Origin of the sequence: Lactobacillus delbrueckii subsp. bulgaricus, assembly GCF_046938665.1 — a bacterium.
Lineage (GTDB): Bacteria > Bacillota > Bacilli > Lactobacillales > Lactobacillaceae > Lactobacillus > Lactobacillus delbrueckii_C.
On record NZ_JBKZCD010000015.1, the window covers coordinates 1 to 16,826 of the forward strand.

The 16,826-nt window shown below is 41.8% G+C and carries 15 protein-coding genes and 2 pseudogenes; all 17 read right to left on the minus strand.

Annotation, left to right across the window (positions count from 1 at the left end; translation table 11 throughout):
* Window positions 1-467 (minus strand): annotated as a pseudogene (locus tag ACLUXO_RS06895) (hypothetical protein); the annotation flags it as partial.
* 18 nt (window positions 468-485) lie between these two features.
* Window positions 486-581: pseudogene (locus ACLUXO_RS06900) on the minus strand (YSIRK-type signal peptide-containing protein); the annotation flags it as partial.
* A gap of 306 nt (window positions 582-887) precedes the next feature.
* Window positions 888-2,207, minus strand: a complete 1,320-nt coding sequence (gene murC, locus ACLUXO_RS06905) for a UDP-N-acetylmuramate--L-alanine ligase (RefSeq protein WP_412136907.1) — start codon at window positions 2,205-2,207, stop codon at window positions 888-890.
* Between the two features lie 125 nt (window positions 2,208-2,332).
* Window positions 2,333-2,977 (minus strand): hypothetical protein, encoded by a 645-nt coding sequence (locus ACLUXO_RS06910; protein WP_412136908.1) that lies wholly within the window; start codon window positions 2,975-2,977, stop codon window positions 2,333-2,335.
* Between the two features lie 149 nt (window positions 2,978-3,126).
* On the minus strand, window positions 3,127-3,918 hold the full coding sequence (locus ACLUXO_RS06915; protein WP_412136909.1) for a hypothetical protein: 792 nt from the start codon (window positions 3,916-3,918) through the stop codon (window positions 3,127-3,129).
* A 6-nt stretch (window positions 3,919-3,924) separates the two neighbouring features.
* Window positions 3,925-5,883 (minus strand): type IV secretory system conjugative DNA transfer family protein, encoded by a 1,959-nt coding sequence (locus tag ACLUXO_RS06920; protein ID WP_412136910.1) that lies wholly within the window; start codon window positions 5,881-5,883, stop codon window positions 3,925-3,927.
* A gap of 183 nt (window positions 5,884-6,066) precedes the next feature.
* Complete coding sequence (locus tag ACLUXO_RS06925; RefSeq protein ID WP_412136911.1) at window positions 6,067-6,717, minus strand: hypothetical protein; 651 nt, start codon at window positions 6,715-6,717, stop codon at window positions 6,067-6,069.
* A 136-nt stretch (window positions 6,718-6,853) separates the two neighbouring features.
* Window positions 6,854-8,605: a hypothetical protein gene (locus ACLUXO_RS06930; protein WP_412136912.1), complete on the minus strand. Its 1,752-nt coding sequence runs from the start codon at window positions 8,603-8,605 to the stop codon at window positions 6,854-6,856.
* A gap of 102 nt (window positions 8,606-8,707) precedes the next feature.
* Window positions 8,708-9,466 (minus strand): hypothetical protein, encoded by a 759-nt coding sequence (locus ACLUXO_RS06935; RefSeq protein WP_412136913.1) that lies wholly within the window; start codon window positions 9,464-9,466, stop codon window positions 8,708-8,710.
* A gap of 143 nt (window positions 9,467-9,609) precedes the next feature.
* Window positions 9,610-9,807: a hypothetical protein gene (locus ACLUXO_RS06940; protein ID WP_412136914.1), complete on the minus strand. Its 198-nt coding sequence runs from the start codon at window positions 9,805-9,807 to the stop codon at window positions 9,610-9,612.
* A gap of 270 nt (window positions 9,808-10,077) precedes the next feature.
* On the minus strand, window positions 10,078-11,022 hold the full coding sequence (locus ACLUXO_RS06945; RefSeq protein ID WP_412136915.1) for a hypothetical protein: 945 nt from the start codon (window positions 11,020-11,022) through the stop codon (window positions 10,078-10,080).
* A 405-nt stretch (window positions 11,023-11,427) separates the two neighbouring features.
* Window positions 11,428-12,822, minus strand: coding sequence for a TcaA 3rd/4th domain-containing protein (locus ACLUXO_RS06950; RefSeq protein WP_412136916.1), 1,395 nt, complete (start codon window positions 12,820-12,822; stop codon window positions 11,428-11,430).
* Between the two features lie 184 nt (window positions 12,823-13,006).
* A complete protein-coding gene (gene ytpR, locus ACLUXO_RS06955; RefSeq protein ID WP_412136917.1) occupies window positions 13,007-13,654 on the minus strand; it encodes a YtpR family tRNA-binding protein in 648 nt (215 codons plus the stop codon).
* A 22-nt stretch (window positions 13,655-13,676) separates the two neighbouring features.
* Window positions 13,677-13,997 (minus strand): thioredoxin family protein, encoded by a 321-nt coding sequence (locus tag ACLUXO_RS06960; RefSeq protein WP_412136918.1) that lies wholly within the window; start codon window positions 13,995-13,997, stop codon window positions 13,677-13,679.
* A gap of 72 nt (window positions 13,998-14,069) precedes the next feature.
* The gene (trmB, locus tag ACLUXO_RS06965) at window positions 14,070-14,726 is read right to left on the minus strand and encodes a tRNA (guanosine(46)-N7)-methyltransferase TrmB (RefSeq protein ID WP_412136919.1); all 657 of its coding nucleotides are present in this window, start codon (window positions 14,724-14,726) and stop codon (window positions 14,070-14,072) included.
* A 72-nt stretch (window positions 14,727-14,798) separates the two neighbouring features.
* Window positions 14,799-16,016, minus strand: a complete 1,218-nt coding sequence (locus ACLUXO_RS06970; protein WP_412136920.1) for an ABC transporter permease — start codon at window positions 16,014-16,016, stop codon at window positions 14,799-14,801.
* A complete protein-coding gene (locus ACLUXO_RS06975) occupies window positions 16,009-16,749 on the minus strand; it encodes an ABC transporter ATP-binding protein (protein ID WP_412136940.1) in 741 nt (246 codons plus the stop codon). Before ACLUXO_RS06975 ends, ACLUXO_RS06970 begins: the two co-directional genes overlap by 8 nt.
* Window positions 16,750-16,826 lie beyond the last annotated feature (77 nt).

Consider the following 16,826-nt stretch of genomic DNA (forward strand, 5'->3'; position numbering starts at 1 on the left):
GGGGCAGCCTTTGCTGGGGCAGTTGAATCAGTACCTGCTGAGTCAACTGATCCCTTATTTTCACTCGGCTTTTCTAAAGCTTTGTCAGTACTGGTCTTAGGATTGGGATTGGTTGCAGAAGTATCAGTTGTACCTGCAGCCGCATCAGTACTCTTATTCTCGGGTGCAGTAGGTGTGGTTGGATTATTACTTGCGTCATTAACTACTGAACCAGCACTGTTCGTAGTAGCGGCTGCTACAGTCTTAGTTTCAGCTGTCGAATTGTTAGCTGGAGTTGTAGCCGTTGAGTCGGTCTTAGTTTCAGCAGCTAAAGTATCAGTTGTACCTGCAGCCGCATCAGTACCCTTATTCTCGGTTGCTTCTGAACTAGACGTAGCAGCTGAACCAGCACTGCTCGTAGTAGTGGTTGATGCCGTTTCAGACGGAGTAGGCGTATCTGCTGAAACAGTATTGCCAGTTCCCAGCATGAATGACACACCAATCAAGGCTGAAGCTAAACCAAAACTATATTTTCTAAACCCAAAGTGTTGCTTTTCTTCAAGCTTGCGCTCTTGCAACTTTCGATTGTTCTTAGACAACATTTTGCTAATCCCCACTTTCTATGAAAAGCAAAATTGTTATAATTATAATTACTCGAAGGCTATAACATCATGGTAAGCAAACAACCCGGCTAAACCACAGCTTAGTTATAAATCCATTATTTACACTATATATTGCCTTCACACTATATTTTAAATCCGTTCACATTATTGTCAATACTATTACGTATCGCGATAATCAGCCCTTTCATCATAAACAAGTAACAATATTATTATGCTTTTGCAAACAAAAAGACAAGATCTTCAACAACGATCTCGTCTTTTGAATTTTTACAATAAGAAAGATTTCTATTCTTCCAGCATCTTCTCAAATGCTACTTCGTATTTTGGAATATCCCCGGCCCCCATAAAGACGATGCATTCGCCCTTGTAGGCCAAAAGATCCTTCAAGTTATCGAAGTCGATAACTTCCGCACCTGGAATCTGACTGGTAATATCTTCGCTCTTGATATCGCCAGCCTTCTCTCTAGCTGACCCGTAGATCGGCGTCAAGAAGGCCTTGTCGACTCCCTTCAGAATTTCCACGTATTCTTCTGCAAACTCCTTGGTTCTAGAGTAAGTGTGCGGCTGGAAGATCGTTACCAATTTCCGATCGGGGAACTTCTGCCGGGCAGCTTGAATTGTTGCCCGCAGTTCCGTTGGGTGGTGAGCATAGTCATCAATTACCACCGTGTCGCCAAAGTCCTTTTCACTAAAACGACGCTTTGCCCCGGTGTACTTGACTAAACCCTTTCTGACCAAGTTTAGGTCAATTCCTTCAGTCACGGCAATTGCAATAACCGCCGTAGCGTTCATCACATTGTGGTCACCAAAGAGGTGGATCGTAAATTCGCCCAAATCTTCCCCGTGGGCCCGAACATGGAACTTAGCACCCTTGGTGGTCTTCACCACGTCAAAGGCTTGGAAGTCATCGCTGTCCTTCAAGCCGTAAGTGTACTTCTTGGCGGTCTTTGGCGTGATCTGCTTCAAGCGCTCGTCATCGCCCCAAACGAACAGTGCCTTCTTGGTTTGGTCAGCAGCAGTTTGGAAGGCGCTGGCGTAGTCGTCACGGTCTTTGAAGTAGTCTGGGTGGTCAAAGTCGACGTTGGTCATGATCTGATAGTCCGGGTGGTAGGCTAAGAAGTGCCGGCGGTATTCGTCAGCTTCGTAGACGAAGAAGCGAGAATTTTTAACGCCTTTCCCCATCCCGTCACCAATCAAGAAGGAAGTTGGTGCGGCTTCACTCAAAACCGTTGCCAAGAGGCCAGTGGTTGAAGTCTTGCCGTGTGAGCCAGCAACGCCAATACTAGTGTATTGTTGGACAATTTCTTCAACCGTGTCTGGGTAGCTTTGCCAAGCAACGCCCTTTTCTTCGCAAGCAGCCACTTCAATGTTGTCGCTCTTAAAGGCGTTACCCTTGACGATGACTTGCCCTTCGCCTTTGATGTTGTCCTTTGAAAAAGAAGCAACTTCAATCCCAGCTGCCTTGAGCGGGTCTTGAGTAAAGGTGTACTTGTCGATATCACTGCCGGCAACGTTGTAGCCTAAGTCGTGCAAGATCAGGGCTAGGGATGCCATCCCGGTACCCTTGATACCAATAAACCAAATTTGTTTTGTCTTATCTAACATTGTATTGCTCCATTATCTTCAATCATTCGCTTCTAATTTTAGCATTAATAGGAAAAGAAAAAAGAGCTCTAGCCGAGCTCTTTTGAAAAAATTGAGGAAAAATCAGGTTTGGATTAAGTAAGTGATTAGTAGTCTTCGTCTTGGTTGCTGCCTTGCTCGCTGATGTAGTCATCGATTTCTTGCTTATGCTGAGCAATGGTTTTATTTAGTTCTTCCTTGGTAAAAGTTTTCTGGTCCATTCCATGTGGGTGGGCTCCTGGAACAACGTCGTACTCTACCAAGACATCGTTGGCATTAACTGTAATATGGGTCTGATTGGCATATTTTTGCCCCTGATAAATGTACATATTAGCGACCTTGTCTGAATGGTAGAAGACACTAGATTCGCTAAAACCATATTTTGCATTTTCACCAGTTAGCCAAACTGCAGCAGCGTATTCTTCATCAGCATACTTCTGTGTTTGACTGCTGCTGGATGAGCTAGAAACCGCGCTTGATGATGACTGACTGCTTGTAATGCTACTGCTACTTGATTGTGAAGTCTGGCTACTTGAACTAGAAGAGCTAGCTTCAGATGAGGAGCTCTCACTAGATTGCTTTTTTACAGTCTTCTTGGAAGATGATTTCTTGCTAGAACTCTTCTCAGAAGACTGCTTTTTGCTGCTTTGCTTCGCTGTCTTTTCAGAGGATTGTTGGCTGTTGCTGCATCCCGCAACTAGTAACAGCGCACTAGCTGCCGACAATACTGTCAAAAATTTTCTTGCTTTCATTTATTTCTCTCTTTACAAACAAATACAATTCCAATAAAAGAGGATTAACAATTTTACCAAACTTAAATATTATTCCAGATATAATCAAGAAACTTGGATCATTATGAGAGGGTCAATATACTCATAACTTCTATCTAAATAATAAACTTCTAGTTTTGTAATTTACCGACCGTAGCAGCCATCGCATTATCAAACTCAACGGGCACAAGACCAGTAGCATAATAACAAAGTAAAAGCTTTACCAGGTCATCACTTATATCCCATTCATTTTTATCGCTTAAGTATGTAGCCATCACAGAGCCATACATCGTAATAACTGAATCTCTCCGCTTTAGTTTATGAATATCACAATTCGTATTATTCAGCGCTTCGGAAATAAAGCGCTTATATTCAGGCCGGATGACATAATCACCATCATCGCCAATAGGCTGAACAAAGTCAGTGAATGACAATTTGCCTTGAGCTATCGACACCCTGAATTGTGGATTCTCTTGCATCATATAAATATCAGACCTAATAATAGAATCAGCAAATTCGAGTTGACTTTTGTAATAATCATCTTCGACTTCGTCATCTTCGACTTTGTCTTCATCGGCATCTTCGACTTCATCATCTTCGGCATCGCCATCTTCATCGATACTTTTAAGTTTATCGACAGCTACCCCCAATGCATCATCAAACTCAACTGGCAAAATATCAAAATAAGCAAAATCACCCACCAAAATTTTTACCATATCATCACTTATATCCCATTCATTTTTATCGCTTAAGTATGTAGCCATCACAGAGCCATACATCGTAATAACTGAATCTCTCCGCTTAAGTTTATGAATATCACAATTCATATTATTCAGCGCCTCAGAAATCAAAGGCTTACAATCAGGCCGGATGACATAATCACCATCATCGCCAATAGGCTGAACAAAGTCGAATAAAGACAATTTACCCTAAGCCATTGGAAGACCATGATCTATCGGATCGTCATATATCGGATTGGTCTTTCTTCCTTTCTTAACGGTATCAATAACACATTTAATATTAACATCTGTAGATTCAAGCTCTTCAGTCAACGCACGTTTACCTTTTTTCACTTCCAACATGTGCATTTTCTTATTGTATTCTTCTATACTTTCAAAAGAAGGTACACCTTTTTTCTCTACCTTTCTAGGTAGAGAAAAGGGCTGAATATTTGCAATCATAAAATAGAAAGGCATAGTCTTACAGCAGATCGGAAGACTTGATTGATTCCTTCCTAACATTTTTTGCGTGACAAGGGAACGGAAAAGATATACTGTATTATCACCTTTATAAGATAACTCTTTTTTTGTAATTAAGCCTGCTGACCGGCTTTCTAGGTAGTCAATAGTTTTACCATCACCAGCAATAAACATGGTATTGGAGCAGTTAGCCAAGATACTGCTTGCCTCACTTCCATAGCGGTTTTGCAACTGGTCAATGTCCTGTATTGCCAAATCAAAGAGCAATTGACTACCTAGCCCACTGGCCAATTTGCCGCTGAGATTTGGAATTCTGTTTAAAAGCGGCAACTCATCAATCACAAAGTGTACACGGCGGTGGTCACCCGGCTTTTGGGTCTGGCGGTCTTGATCAAAGACATAATTGTAAAAACGGTTGATAAAGAGGGTCAAAAAGCCGTTCAATTGCGGCGCCCGAACGGAACTTTGTAGGTAGATCGCGCTTGGTTCTTTTAAAAGATCTGGGAAATTGATTTCATTATCGCTAGTGATTTCAAACAAACTAGTTGATTCCATTTGTCCCATAGGCCCCGTCATGCAGCCTAGAATGCTGGACCGCATTTTCTCGGAACTCGGCTGGTTTTTAATCCACATATCTTGTGCACTAACAATTTGCTGATACCAGAAGAATGAATGTGGATCAAGGCCAAATTTTTCCATATTTTGACATAAACATGCAAGCCTTCCGTTCGTGGTCAAGATAGGTTCAATTCGTAGGTAGTCGGAAGTTTTATTATTCAAAAAAGTTTCTCTTTCTTCCTTACTCCCCGAATAAAACTTACTATAGTTTTTCAAAGTGTAAAGTGTCAGCCTGTCAAGAAGATCTTCCTGCCTGTTATTGCTTCGCGACACGCACTCAGTTACAAAAGTAACAAAATCTCGATACACAGGAGGCTTTTTTGCCAAAGTTAGACGAATAGTATCATCAAATTCACCAACTATTTGATAGGTGTTGGTAATTAAAAAATATCGTAATAGTGCTTCACAGACATTTCTAGCAGCATCATTCCAATACTTATCATAACTGGATTCATCAACAGGCACCAGAATATCAACTAATTCATGGATAGCTTCATCAAAAGCATCAGCATTTTCTTTAACGATTGCCTGATATGCCGTTTCAAAAATATTCCAGTGGGAACTGGTGCTTGAATCGCTTGGATTAAAGTTGTAGATCTTATATCCATTGTCTTTGAAAAAGTTGCCACTATCTCTAAGCAGTTCACCTTTAGGATCATGGATAATAACAGTTGGTTTTTCTTCGCCTCTAGCCAAAATATTCAAAAGAGGCATGATAATCTTTTGACCTTTACCAGACCGGGTGACCCCAATAATCATCGAGTTAACAGTTGACTGGTCGATATAGTAATACCCATTGTTATCCACATGATGGACAGCATCCTGAAGAATTTCCCTCGTATCAGTATTTACTTTTTCATCTGGAGTCAAGAGTTCTTTGACAGCCCTATTATCCGGCTGATACCAGATGGGCAGGCCTCCATAACCAGGAAAACTGCCTTTCTGATCATTTATCTTGAGATATTGTGTTAAAATGGCTGGATCAATCTCATTGTCTTGAACCTGCTTGACGCCAAAGCCAATGTCAACATTATCGTTGTCCTTACCGATGACTCTATAGTTATTTAACATTAAGCAATTCCTTTTAATTATCTATTTCTAAAAGCAGCATTTCAAAAATAGGATGTCCCAAACTAATCTTGTAAAGACTATTTTGGTAATAACACAGTTGTTTATCGTTTATTTAAAGCAACTGTGCCAACTATCTTAGCATCATCATCTCCAACACCAAGATATATTTCTCAAAGTTGCAATTTACTTATGCCGGAAAAAACCTCCCAATTTTTTTAATGGGGATGAACTGCCTCTTTTTTCTTGACATATTTTATTTGCTAATTCAAACTCAGTTAGTCCAATTTCTACTGCTCCCACATGATTCAAAGTCCAAATTGGAATATTTTCTTCGAACAAAATATTTTTGGAAAGCTCACAATCCTTTAGGACCATAACGCCTGAAGTAGGCTCAGCCACGTAACCCATTTCTTTTCGCTTCTTTGAAAAATCTTTTGACCATTTAGAAATTTTTTTAGCATACTTATGATAAAAATCTTCCTGATTACGAAGTGCAGCTTGTATTTCCACACAATGTTCTAATGGATTAGATATATTAGGGACACCGGTTTGGGAAATTTCTTGATAAAATTCACGATCTAATTGGTCTAAAGGATCAAATCGTGGGGTCACAAATAAAGGCAAATTATCACTCTCTCCATATATTTGCCGGTGTCTCAGGTGCTCTAAAGCACTATCTAGCAAGTCAGCAGATACTTCATTCTGAGAAATTACCTGGTAGAGTCTATAGTACACTGGATCAGTTATGTCACTTAGATTTTTTGTACCGATATCTATTCCCAAAATATGACCAGAATATGGAATCATAGAATATACTGCGATGTTTGTTTTCATTTTTTATCTTTCTTAATATATATGTAACACATTTATTTTATAGTAATGATAAATTTATCTAGATTGTCAGTAATTCAACATTATTACATCCTTTATTTTTTCTAATAATCTACTATTAAATTGAGCTTCCTATCACCTATTCATTTCCACCATATCCTGATAAATCATGATAGTACCCTGCCTCTGAAAGCATATATTCCTGGTATTCCAAATATATTTTGTGCCATTGTTCCGAGGTAAACTCTTCTCTAAAACTTCTAAAAGGATAATCGCTGTGGATGATAATGATGTTGTCAAGGCGTTCAGCCGTTTTATGCTGATCTGCCCACTTTAAGAAATATTGAACGTCTTGATAGTGGGCGCTTTCCAAACGGATTCGTTCCTGGTCATTACGTTCTTGTGCACGGTGCAGGTTGGCTACTGTTTTGGCCATATACGGGAAGATTTTGACAACGTAGAATGGGGGGACATCTTCATGAACTGATTCGTCAAGAAGGTGACTTGTCATTAACTGGTAGCCCTGCTTATACCAAAAAATACGATCGTATTCATCGTCTAAACGATTGACGAGAGTAATGACTTCTTTAATATGCATGAGATTCTTATCGATAGTAAAACTATCGCCCCAAGCTTTTATCCGGCGATTTAACTCAGCCTCAATCTCGACATCACTTTCATCTGGATAATCATCATATATATTTTCATCTGAAGCAGTATCAAAAGAGTCTTCATCTGAGAAATCATCAAAAGACTCCACATCCTCAAAGTTATCATCTTGAACACCTTGTTGATCTCCATCTGAAGCGTCAGCAATATCTTCCTCAACATTCTCTTGGGCATTAAGATAGTTTTCTAATGTAACAAGCTTTAAACTATTTGGATAAAGCTCTGCCACTTTACTTAAACCGGTTTGTCGCTCAGCATTATCAACGTAGACGTTGGAACCAATAATTGTCCAATTCAGATTCTCTTCGGCACCATCATTTTTAACTGTTGAGTTTTCTAATATTCCTTTGTATTCATACGGTCTGTCTAAACTCCCAACAATCCCACCTGAAAAAGTAAGGTTAACATTTGATGCATTAACAATTGTATCGTCTGCAGGTGCATTGATGACATTAATTCCCTTTGTTATGGTTACATCGGAAATATGATCACTATTGAGAATCGGGAACCGAATAACATCAGATTTTTCTTCAAATCTTGGGGAAACGATATCGATTTCAAAATTGTCAATATTCCATGAACCATCAAATTCGGCGGGTCCTGACAAGACTTTCATCTTTTGCAAGTTGCCACTTTGTATTGAAGCAAAATAGGTAGCAAAGCCATCATTAATAATAGTAGCCTGCGATGCATCAAAATGTCTTGCCAGAACAACGGTTGTATACCCGTCTGTTTCATTCCCACGGGTATTAATTCTAACCTCTCCAAACATCTGGCACCTATCAGATACACTCATGACGCCATCTATGGTCGAATTAATAACCTTTAAAACATCAAAAGTACTATCAAAACTTTCAGTTGAAATCGCAACACCGTCACGTGCACCTTCAATGGCTCTAAATCTAATTATTGAATCCTTGATTGTTAAAGTACCAATAAAATCTTTGGCTATATAGATTGCAGAATTTCCAAGAGTTGTATTCATAACTTCTGCCGTATCAAAAGTTACATTTATATTGCCATGTAAACAAACAGACATGCTAAATTTACCTTTAAAGGTAACATCCCGCATCACGTCAATTGACCGAACACTTGTAGAAGTACTATTAGAAACAACAGTCATCTCTTCGCCTGGTGTTGACATAAGCCTAATAGCGTCACCAAAACTGGTAGATCCATGCATACCCATTAAGTCCAACTCTGGACAAATATTGATAATCAAAATTTAAGATCCTTTCTTGCAATGTTCAAATTAGGTAGATAAATCATCAAATATAGGCAATATGTTTTTATAATGAATTGCAAATAGACATAACTGATCCCATTATTCAATGTGCAAAGACCCCTTAATAGTGGTATTAACCATTGAAAACTTGCAGTTTTGCAAATACACATAATACTTATCCCCTACTTCTGTATTTTCGGGTACAAGAAATGCTGAATTCATAAATTCAACTTTTGACTCTCTTCCAATAAAATCACATTCTTTATTTCCTGAAACAAATTGAACACAGTTATTGAAAGTTGTCTCTGCATTATTCATAAGAAAGATTCTTGAATTAAATACTGTATCAATTACTTCTAGCTTACTGTTAACCACACTTAGCCCTGAAGTACTCCCCATAGAATAATCCTTATTAAAAAAGCAATTGTTGATCCTACCTGTTGACCCTTGTAACTCTACACTCGGACTTCCATCCTCTGAAGTTTTGATAAACGATACATTATCAAACTCAAATGTTGAATTAACAAATAAGCTTCCATAGCCCTGAGATCCAATTGCTATATCTTTAAGAGCTACACTAGTATCATCTGCATAAAAAAAGCCTAAAATCCCTGAGCCCGTGGTTCCTTTAATTGTTATTCTTTTACCCAAATTAAACAGTAAGTCACAGTCATTATTCGCAACAAAATTATTTAGATAGTAAGGCTGATAAGAACTAAGATCCACAATTACATTACTTTGAATTTCTAAAACATCACCATCTTTTGCGTCATTATATGCTTCTGGAAAGTTCCAAATTACCTCTCCATATTGACCAATTCCGCTATGTTCAACATTATCTATTCTATAGATAGCCATTTTTATTTCCTCGATTCTAAGATCATTCGATCGAACTTATTTTTTCGTTATGAATTTTTTATCAGATGACCACTCGTTACTATTGGACAATTGATCTCTTAATGGTCTTCCTTCTACATTCCAGTTCAAAAATAACATCAGAGTTAGTGAAATAATGCTATAATTCCCTTAATTCCCCAAATAATCAAGTTAATGAAGATATAAAGAAAAACAGCTGAAATTACCAAAATATTTGCTACAAACCAAACTTTATTACGAAGAATTCTTTGCTTTCTTTCAGACTCATACTGTCTTTCCCAGGAGCTTTTTGCAAAATATTCGTCCCAGTCTCTTTTACTCATAATTTTCAGCACCTTTCAGTATCTGTTAAATGGTCAGTTAGTTTGCTAGATACATTTGACCACATAGTATTTTTGGCTAACAACACGCATTAATCCAAGTTAAATTGGGTTCGCAATACATTCCAAGTTTTCAATCTTCAAAATAAGCGCACCTAACACGAAAATTAATTCGATATAAGTGCGCCTTTTTTCTTCAAAATAAATCTTGAATCCAAGTATTGTAGCTTTATCAGTGTAGCAACGCTATTTGATATTCAGATTATCTAGTATTTATTCACTATATTTCTTTTTCCAACTTTCGAAATCGTTCTGAGTCTGGCTTGACGTTGTATTAGCATTTTGAGCACTCTTTGCAGCATTTTGAGCATTCTTTGCAGCACTTTCAGCTGTACGTCTAGCATTCATTGCAGTAGTTGCAAGTTTATCTGCCATAAAGTTAGTTCTAGAACGATCTTCATCTTGTTGTTGACGAATATCATAAAGATCGTTTCGAAGCTGTTCATACTTCCCATCTTGTTCATTCAGCTTGTTTTCAACACGTTGATTATGTTGTTCTTGACGCCATACGTTCACAGCTTCTTTAAAGTTATCTGCACGATAATCAGACAGTACTTGATGAATCCCTACAATATCATCCAATGTAAAGTTCTTCGGAATTAGACTAAGATATTGTTGGTATCTTTCATCATTTACTAGGCTGCTATATTCATTCTTATAAGCATTACTTAGGGAATCTGTATCAGCTTCTACATCAATGTCAGTATCTAAATCGCCACTTTCAATCTTCTTTTTAAACCAGTGTTCCTTATAATTTTTTCTTCCCATGAAGTACCCAATACTCCCTAAAAGCAATCCAGCTAGAACCTCAGTCAGATTATCTACAAAGTTATTAGCTAAATTAGCTAAGTTACCAGTAAATAAATCTGAAATAATCTCATAAATAAAAGCGAATGCAAAAAGAACACCTAAGGCACCCCAGAAGTCAAAAAAAATCGCTAACCATCTAAGCTTATTTGCATAAAATGGTGCTAGTAAAAAATTCTTAATCATATTCTTGGGCTTTTTATACTCGGCCAACAAACGACTATCTCTAATCTCGTCATATCGATCAGAATACTTATTCTCAGCTTCATTAATCTGTTGAGTGTGGTTAATATAACCACCCAACAATGTAACCAAGTCTTCACGGCCTAAATTATCAATGGATAATGCCATCTTCTTACCTCACATTTACAACTTAATCTTTAATGGTTGACAGTTTAAGTATTGATCGTAGATCAATACTTTGTTATTCGTAGTATAACAACGACTTTTCGATTTAAGATTTTATAAAGTTTTTCTTTTGACTATATGAAAATCACAAAATCGCTTGTCTATTGCCATTCTTGCCTTTAAGTTTGTCTTTTGTTTTCTCTTTCATCTTTTCAAATTCAGTAGAAGCTGTATATTAGATACTAAGCACGCATTATCGTTTCATTCTTTTTTAAGCTTTAAATTATTACTGTTAAATTATCATTTTACCCTGCCTCAATTTTGAAGAATAAATAAAAGATCATATATCAGCTATATTTTCCTAACCCAATCAAAACAAAAACCAGAGCTCCTAAGAGCTCTGGTTTATTAACCATCCGTCGTAGTATCAGAAATCTTCTTAGCACCGCCTAATGACTGGATCAGGTACTCGCTGCCAGATTTCTCCACCACGCCGCTATATTCAAAAATTTGCTCGTGGACGTCACTTTCATGAACGAAGGTGTAGTCGATCCGGTAGATGACCTGACTCTCTGTGTCGCTCAGCGGATAAACGCCAGACACAGTCGCCGTTTGCGAGTAGCTCAAGATCTTGTCAGACTCATCCCACCGGTTGTTTTCCGACTTAATCTGCTGGTAGCCACTATTAGAGCTGCCGCCCACAAAGCGGTCTGGGTCAGGATCGTTATAGTTCGTATCAAACAAACTCTCCGCAACGCTTTTCCCAACTAGCCCTGACCACTTAGGCTGGATTAGGTAACCATCATCTTGCACCGTCACAGTCTCACTGCTCTCGTCGCTAGCCAGGTCGCTATAATCAGCATCACTGCTATCATAGCCCTCACTAGCTTCTTCAAAAGCACTGCCCAGATCAGTCACGGGACTAGACTGCACCACGTTATCCCCATTTTGGTAGGCCACATAAAGGCTCATATTCTTGGTCACCGGGTAGTCTTTCAGCGTCAAGACGCCGCTGTCATCCAAGCTGCCGGCATTTTGCCCATCGAGATAAACCACCCCATTGGGCACGCTTTTGACGGTAAAAGTCTTGGTGCTGATGTTCAAGTTGATGGTGTCGTTACTGTTGATGTTCACGGTTGAACTGGCAGAAAGCCTGCGGCCTTCAACTTCCGCAGTCACTTTTAGCCAATATTTCCCAGGAAATAGCAGCCCAAGCCGCTTGGTATAGGCATTCTCGCCTTTGGCAGTCAATTTCCCAACCTTTTCCCCATTGACCGTCACCTGCGAACCTTCATGGTTGGTCACGACCGACGGCTGGTAGGTTCTTACCTGTAGCTTGTATTTTGGAAAAATCCCCGCATAATGGCCGCTTTGAATCAAACGGAAGTCGCCATACTTGTTGTCACCCGCCTTAAAATTCTGCCCCATCCGGTTGGCGGCCGTTTGGTGCTCCTTGTAAAACTTCTGCAAGGGTGCCAAATTCTCATGGTTGACCGCTAAAGTAGCGCTGTCGGCCACAATGTAGCGGGTGGCATCCTCGTCTGGATTAACTAGCGTCGCCATGATCCAATCGACCTGCTTGTCCTTGCTGTACTGGCTGCTCCCCCACAAGTAGTAGCCATCAATAGCTAGCAAGGCTAGGGCTGCTAAGGCAATCGTCGTTTTCTGCTTCTTACCCTGCTTGCGGCCTACCCGGCTGGTCTTTTGGCTTTGGTCGATCAAGCTGGTTCCGCAATTTGAGCAAAAGGCACTGCCCTTTGCTAGTTCCTGGCCACAGTTTGGGCAGTATTTGACGTTTCTCATTCTTTTTTCCTCGACTTGTCTTTTATCTTTATAAAATTATAGCAAAGGTACAAGTGTTCGCTCAACTCCAACTTATACTTTTATGTTCTTTCTTCTATTTTTCCTTCCAAACTTTCCTCTTTTTTACAAAAGAAAAAATCCAGCACTAGCTTAGCTAATGCTGGATTTCTGATTTCTAGCGATCTTACAGCGTAATCACGCCGCTAGCGAGCAATTCGTCGCACTTGGTTGGTTCGAATTCGTCCCCAACCTTGAAGCTGTCAGGCACAACCATGATGCCGCGCTTTTGCGGAGCGTGGGCCAAGCCCAGTTCCCGGGCTGAGCAGATCATGCCGTCTGATTCAACCCCGCGCAAGGCGCCTGGCCAAATCTGTGCGCCATTTGGCATCAAGGTGCCAGGCAAAGCGACAACTACCTTTTGCCCTTCAGCGATGTTAGGCGCCCCGCAAACGATTTGGTGGTCTTGCCCGTCACCCACGTCAATTTGGGTGATGTGCAAGTGATCGCTGTCTGGGTGCACTTCACAGCTCTTAACGTAGCCATAAACCAAGCTTGGCTTGGCAACTTCCAGCTTGTCGCTAAAGCCGACTTCTGCCAGCTTCTTGTTCAAGGCAGCTACTTGTGCTTCGTCCAACTTGACTTCACCGTTTGGCAGCTTGTCATAATCCAATACCTGGTCAACGTTAAAGAAGTTAAAGCCAGTCAATTCGCCCTTGCCGTCCGTAACCCGGGTTACGTCAGCCTTTTCTTCGAAATTGCTTTCACCATCGCCCTGCGCCAAAATGACGATCAAAGTGTTGGGATAGCTTACTTTGTTAATGCTAGTGATCATTAGATCTCAAGTCCCCTCTTATCTAGTCAAGCGACCGCAAAAATGCTTCCACTTCCTGCTTGGTCTTGCGGTCTCCATTAACTAGTCTACCAATTTCTTGCCCATCTTGGTAGACAACAAATGAAGGAATTCCCATAATGTTCATTTCCTTGCATAAGTCGATTGAACCATCCCGGTCAATCTTGATAAACTTGCTGCTTGCGAAGTCAGCTTCAATCGCTGGCATGGCCGGTTCCAAAAAGCGGCAATCTGAGCACCAGTTGGCTGAAAATTCGACTACCGTCCGACCACTCTTGACTAAGTCGGCCAGTTTCTTTTGGTCAACTACTTTATATTCTTCCATCTTTACCTCCTGCTTACTTTTAATAAGGAATACTTTACTAGCTATTTTAACCGATTTTCCCAGCAAAGGGAATTATTTTGCTGAAAAGCCCGCGTGCAGGCAGTAGATCGGCTGCCCCTTGCTGGCAAACTTGTGCTCATACTCAGTTTCCACGTTCTTTTCCACGATGTCTTCGCTTTCATGGTGGAGGTCAACTGAGACGAAGTCAAAGTGCATCCCGTAATTGTTCATGCTCTTGACGCTGTAGGCAAAAAGGCCAGAGTTGTCGGTCTTAAATTCAATCACCCCATCACCCGTCAAAACTGCCTGGTACTTGGCCAAAAAGTCCTTGTAGGTCAGACGGCGCTTTTCATGCCGGCTCTTTGGCCAGGGATCGCTGAAGTTGAGGTAGATCTTGCTAGTGGAGTTTTCCCCGAAGTAGGCTACCAGGTTGGCCGCGTCGGCGCAGAGGATCTGCAGGTTGTCCAGCCCTTCATCTAGCTTCTTTTTCAAGATGATGCCGGCTGCCGTCTTCTGGATTTCCATAGCTACAAAGTTGCGGTCCGGGTTTTGCTTGGCCAAAGTGGTAATAAACTGCCCCTTGCCTGAACCAACTTCAATTTCGATCGGCTTATCATTGCCAAAGCGGGCCGCCCAGTCAATCTTTTCTGCTGGATCCGGCCGGTCCAAGGCGCTTTCCGGGTGCTCTTCTACCAGTTCATTTGCCCAAGGCTTGTTCTTTAAACGCATGTCTTTCTCTCTGTTCTTTCTATTTTTTGTCTATATCTGTTTTACTGTTTGCTTTATTTTTTATTCTTTTGCCTATTTTCTCCGCTTCTTGTAGCGGGCCTTTTTCGCCAGCTGCTGGGTCTTATTTGGCAGGTAGACTTTAGCCAAAAGCCCGCACCAGACTAAGAGCAGGAGGCTCCAGGCAAATTGGCCCGGCATAATGGCCAGCCAGAAAATTATAATCAGCCCCGTCTGCAAAAGCAAGGCCCAGGCCAAAACCCGGCTGACTTCCTGCCCCCGGTCTTTCTGGGCAATCGGGTAGACCCGGTACATGATGTTCTGGTCATATTTTTGCCCTAAAGGCAGAAGCTGCCAGACGGTTAAGTACATGACCAAGGCGGACAAAAGCAGGGCCCAGACCGGATCCTGGATCATGGCCGTCAATAAAACGGCAAAGGCCGTCATCCGGGCCAAAAGGTTCAAGTATTCCGGGTCCCGCAAAAGGCTCCGCCGGTACAAGAAGCTGTTTGGGCTTTCCTTGCCAAAAGGCGGCAATAAAAAGTCCAGGTACTTCCGCCGCTTGATGTTGGCCTGTCTTTCCTTGACGTCGGTAAACATGGCAAAGCCGGCGTAAACCGTCTCTTTCCGCCTTGCTTCATAGTCAATGGCGTACTGCCAGTCAAAGGCGGAATTTTTCCAGGCCCGTAAGGCCAAAACCGCGATAACGGCAAGAGCCAAAAGCAGGTACAAGGCATTTGGCAAGAAATACAAACTCGCCAAAAGCAGGGCTAATAGGACTAGCCTGATCAGCCAGGTCACCTGCTTAACCCTGTGGTCAAAGGTTAGGCTGCGGCTGACCGCCCCCTGCTCAAAGACCTTGGCAAAAAAGAGGGCCAAGACCAAGGAAAAGTAGTTGAGATTGGACAGGCCCATTTTTAAACTGGCGAAGGGATACATAATCCCGCCAGCTAAGGCCAAAAGCAGGGCCGGCAGGACTAAGCTGTAGCGGCGCATGGGAGCCAGGTAATCATCCAGCCGGTCGTCAGTGGCCAGCAGGAATTGCCGGTCAGCCGTCTGCAAGAGGGTCACCAGCTTGCCCGGCAAGTAGGCCAGCCAGAGCAAGGCGGATAATAGCAGGGGATAGTACCAGGCCTTTACCGGCAGGACCTTCATCACCTGGGCATACCAGAACATGACTGCCCCAAAGATGAAGATCAGAGCCAGGACAAAGAAATCGTTGAAAACCAGGGCCAAATACTTGGCTGACTGCTGGAAGTTGCTTTGCAGTCTCTTCTTCGCCAGCTCACGCATTTTTCTGCTCCTGGTACAAGAGCTGGTAGAGCTTGTCAAAGGAGTCGCTGGCCTTTAAGCCATAGTGGTCCCTGATTTCATCCAGGCTGCCGGTGAACTCGATCGTGCCCTGGTTTAAGATCGCGTAGGTCTTGATGGCCTGCTGGGCATCGGCTAATACGTGGGTGGTCATCAGAATTTCCTTGCCAGACTCTTGCGCTTCTTTGATGAGGCCGATGAAGTTGGCTACAGCCAGAGGGTCCAGGCCGGTAAATGGCTCATCGATCACTAAAAGCTGGGCGTCAGTCAAGAAGGCGGCCACGATCATCACCTTCTGCTGCATCCCTTTTGAAAAGTGCACCGGCAGCCAGTCCAATTTGTCTGCCAGGCGGAACATGGTCAAAAGCTCTTGAGCCTTTTCCCAGGCCTTATCCGGATCCAGCTGGTAGGCCAGGATGGTCAGTTCCAGGTGCTCTTTCAAGGTCAGTTCCGGGTAGATGACTGGCGTTTCCGGGATGTAGGCCACCAGCTTTTTAAATTCAGCTGGCTTTTCAGCTAAGTTGATCCCGTTTAAAGTAATTTTGCCGGCTTGCGGGCGCAGCAGGCCCAATAAGTGCTTGATGGTCGTGGACTTGCCGGCCCCGTTCAGGCCAATCAAGCCGATCGCCTCACCGGAAGCGATGGTCAGATTGACGTCTTTGATTACCGGGATGCCGCTGTAGCCCCCGGTCAAATGCGATATTTCTAGAGTCATATTTTCCCTATCTTTCTTCATGTTTTTCTCTGCCTCTTATGATAGCATGGAGACATAGAGAAACTGAAAAAATAACT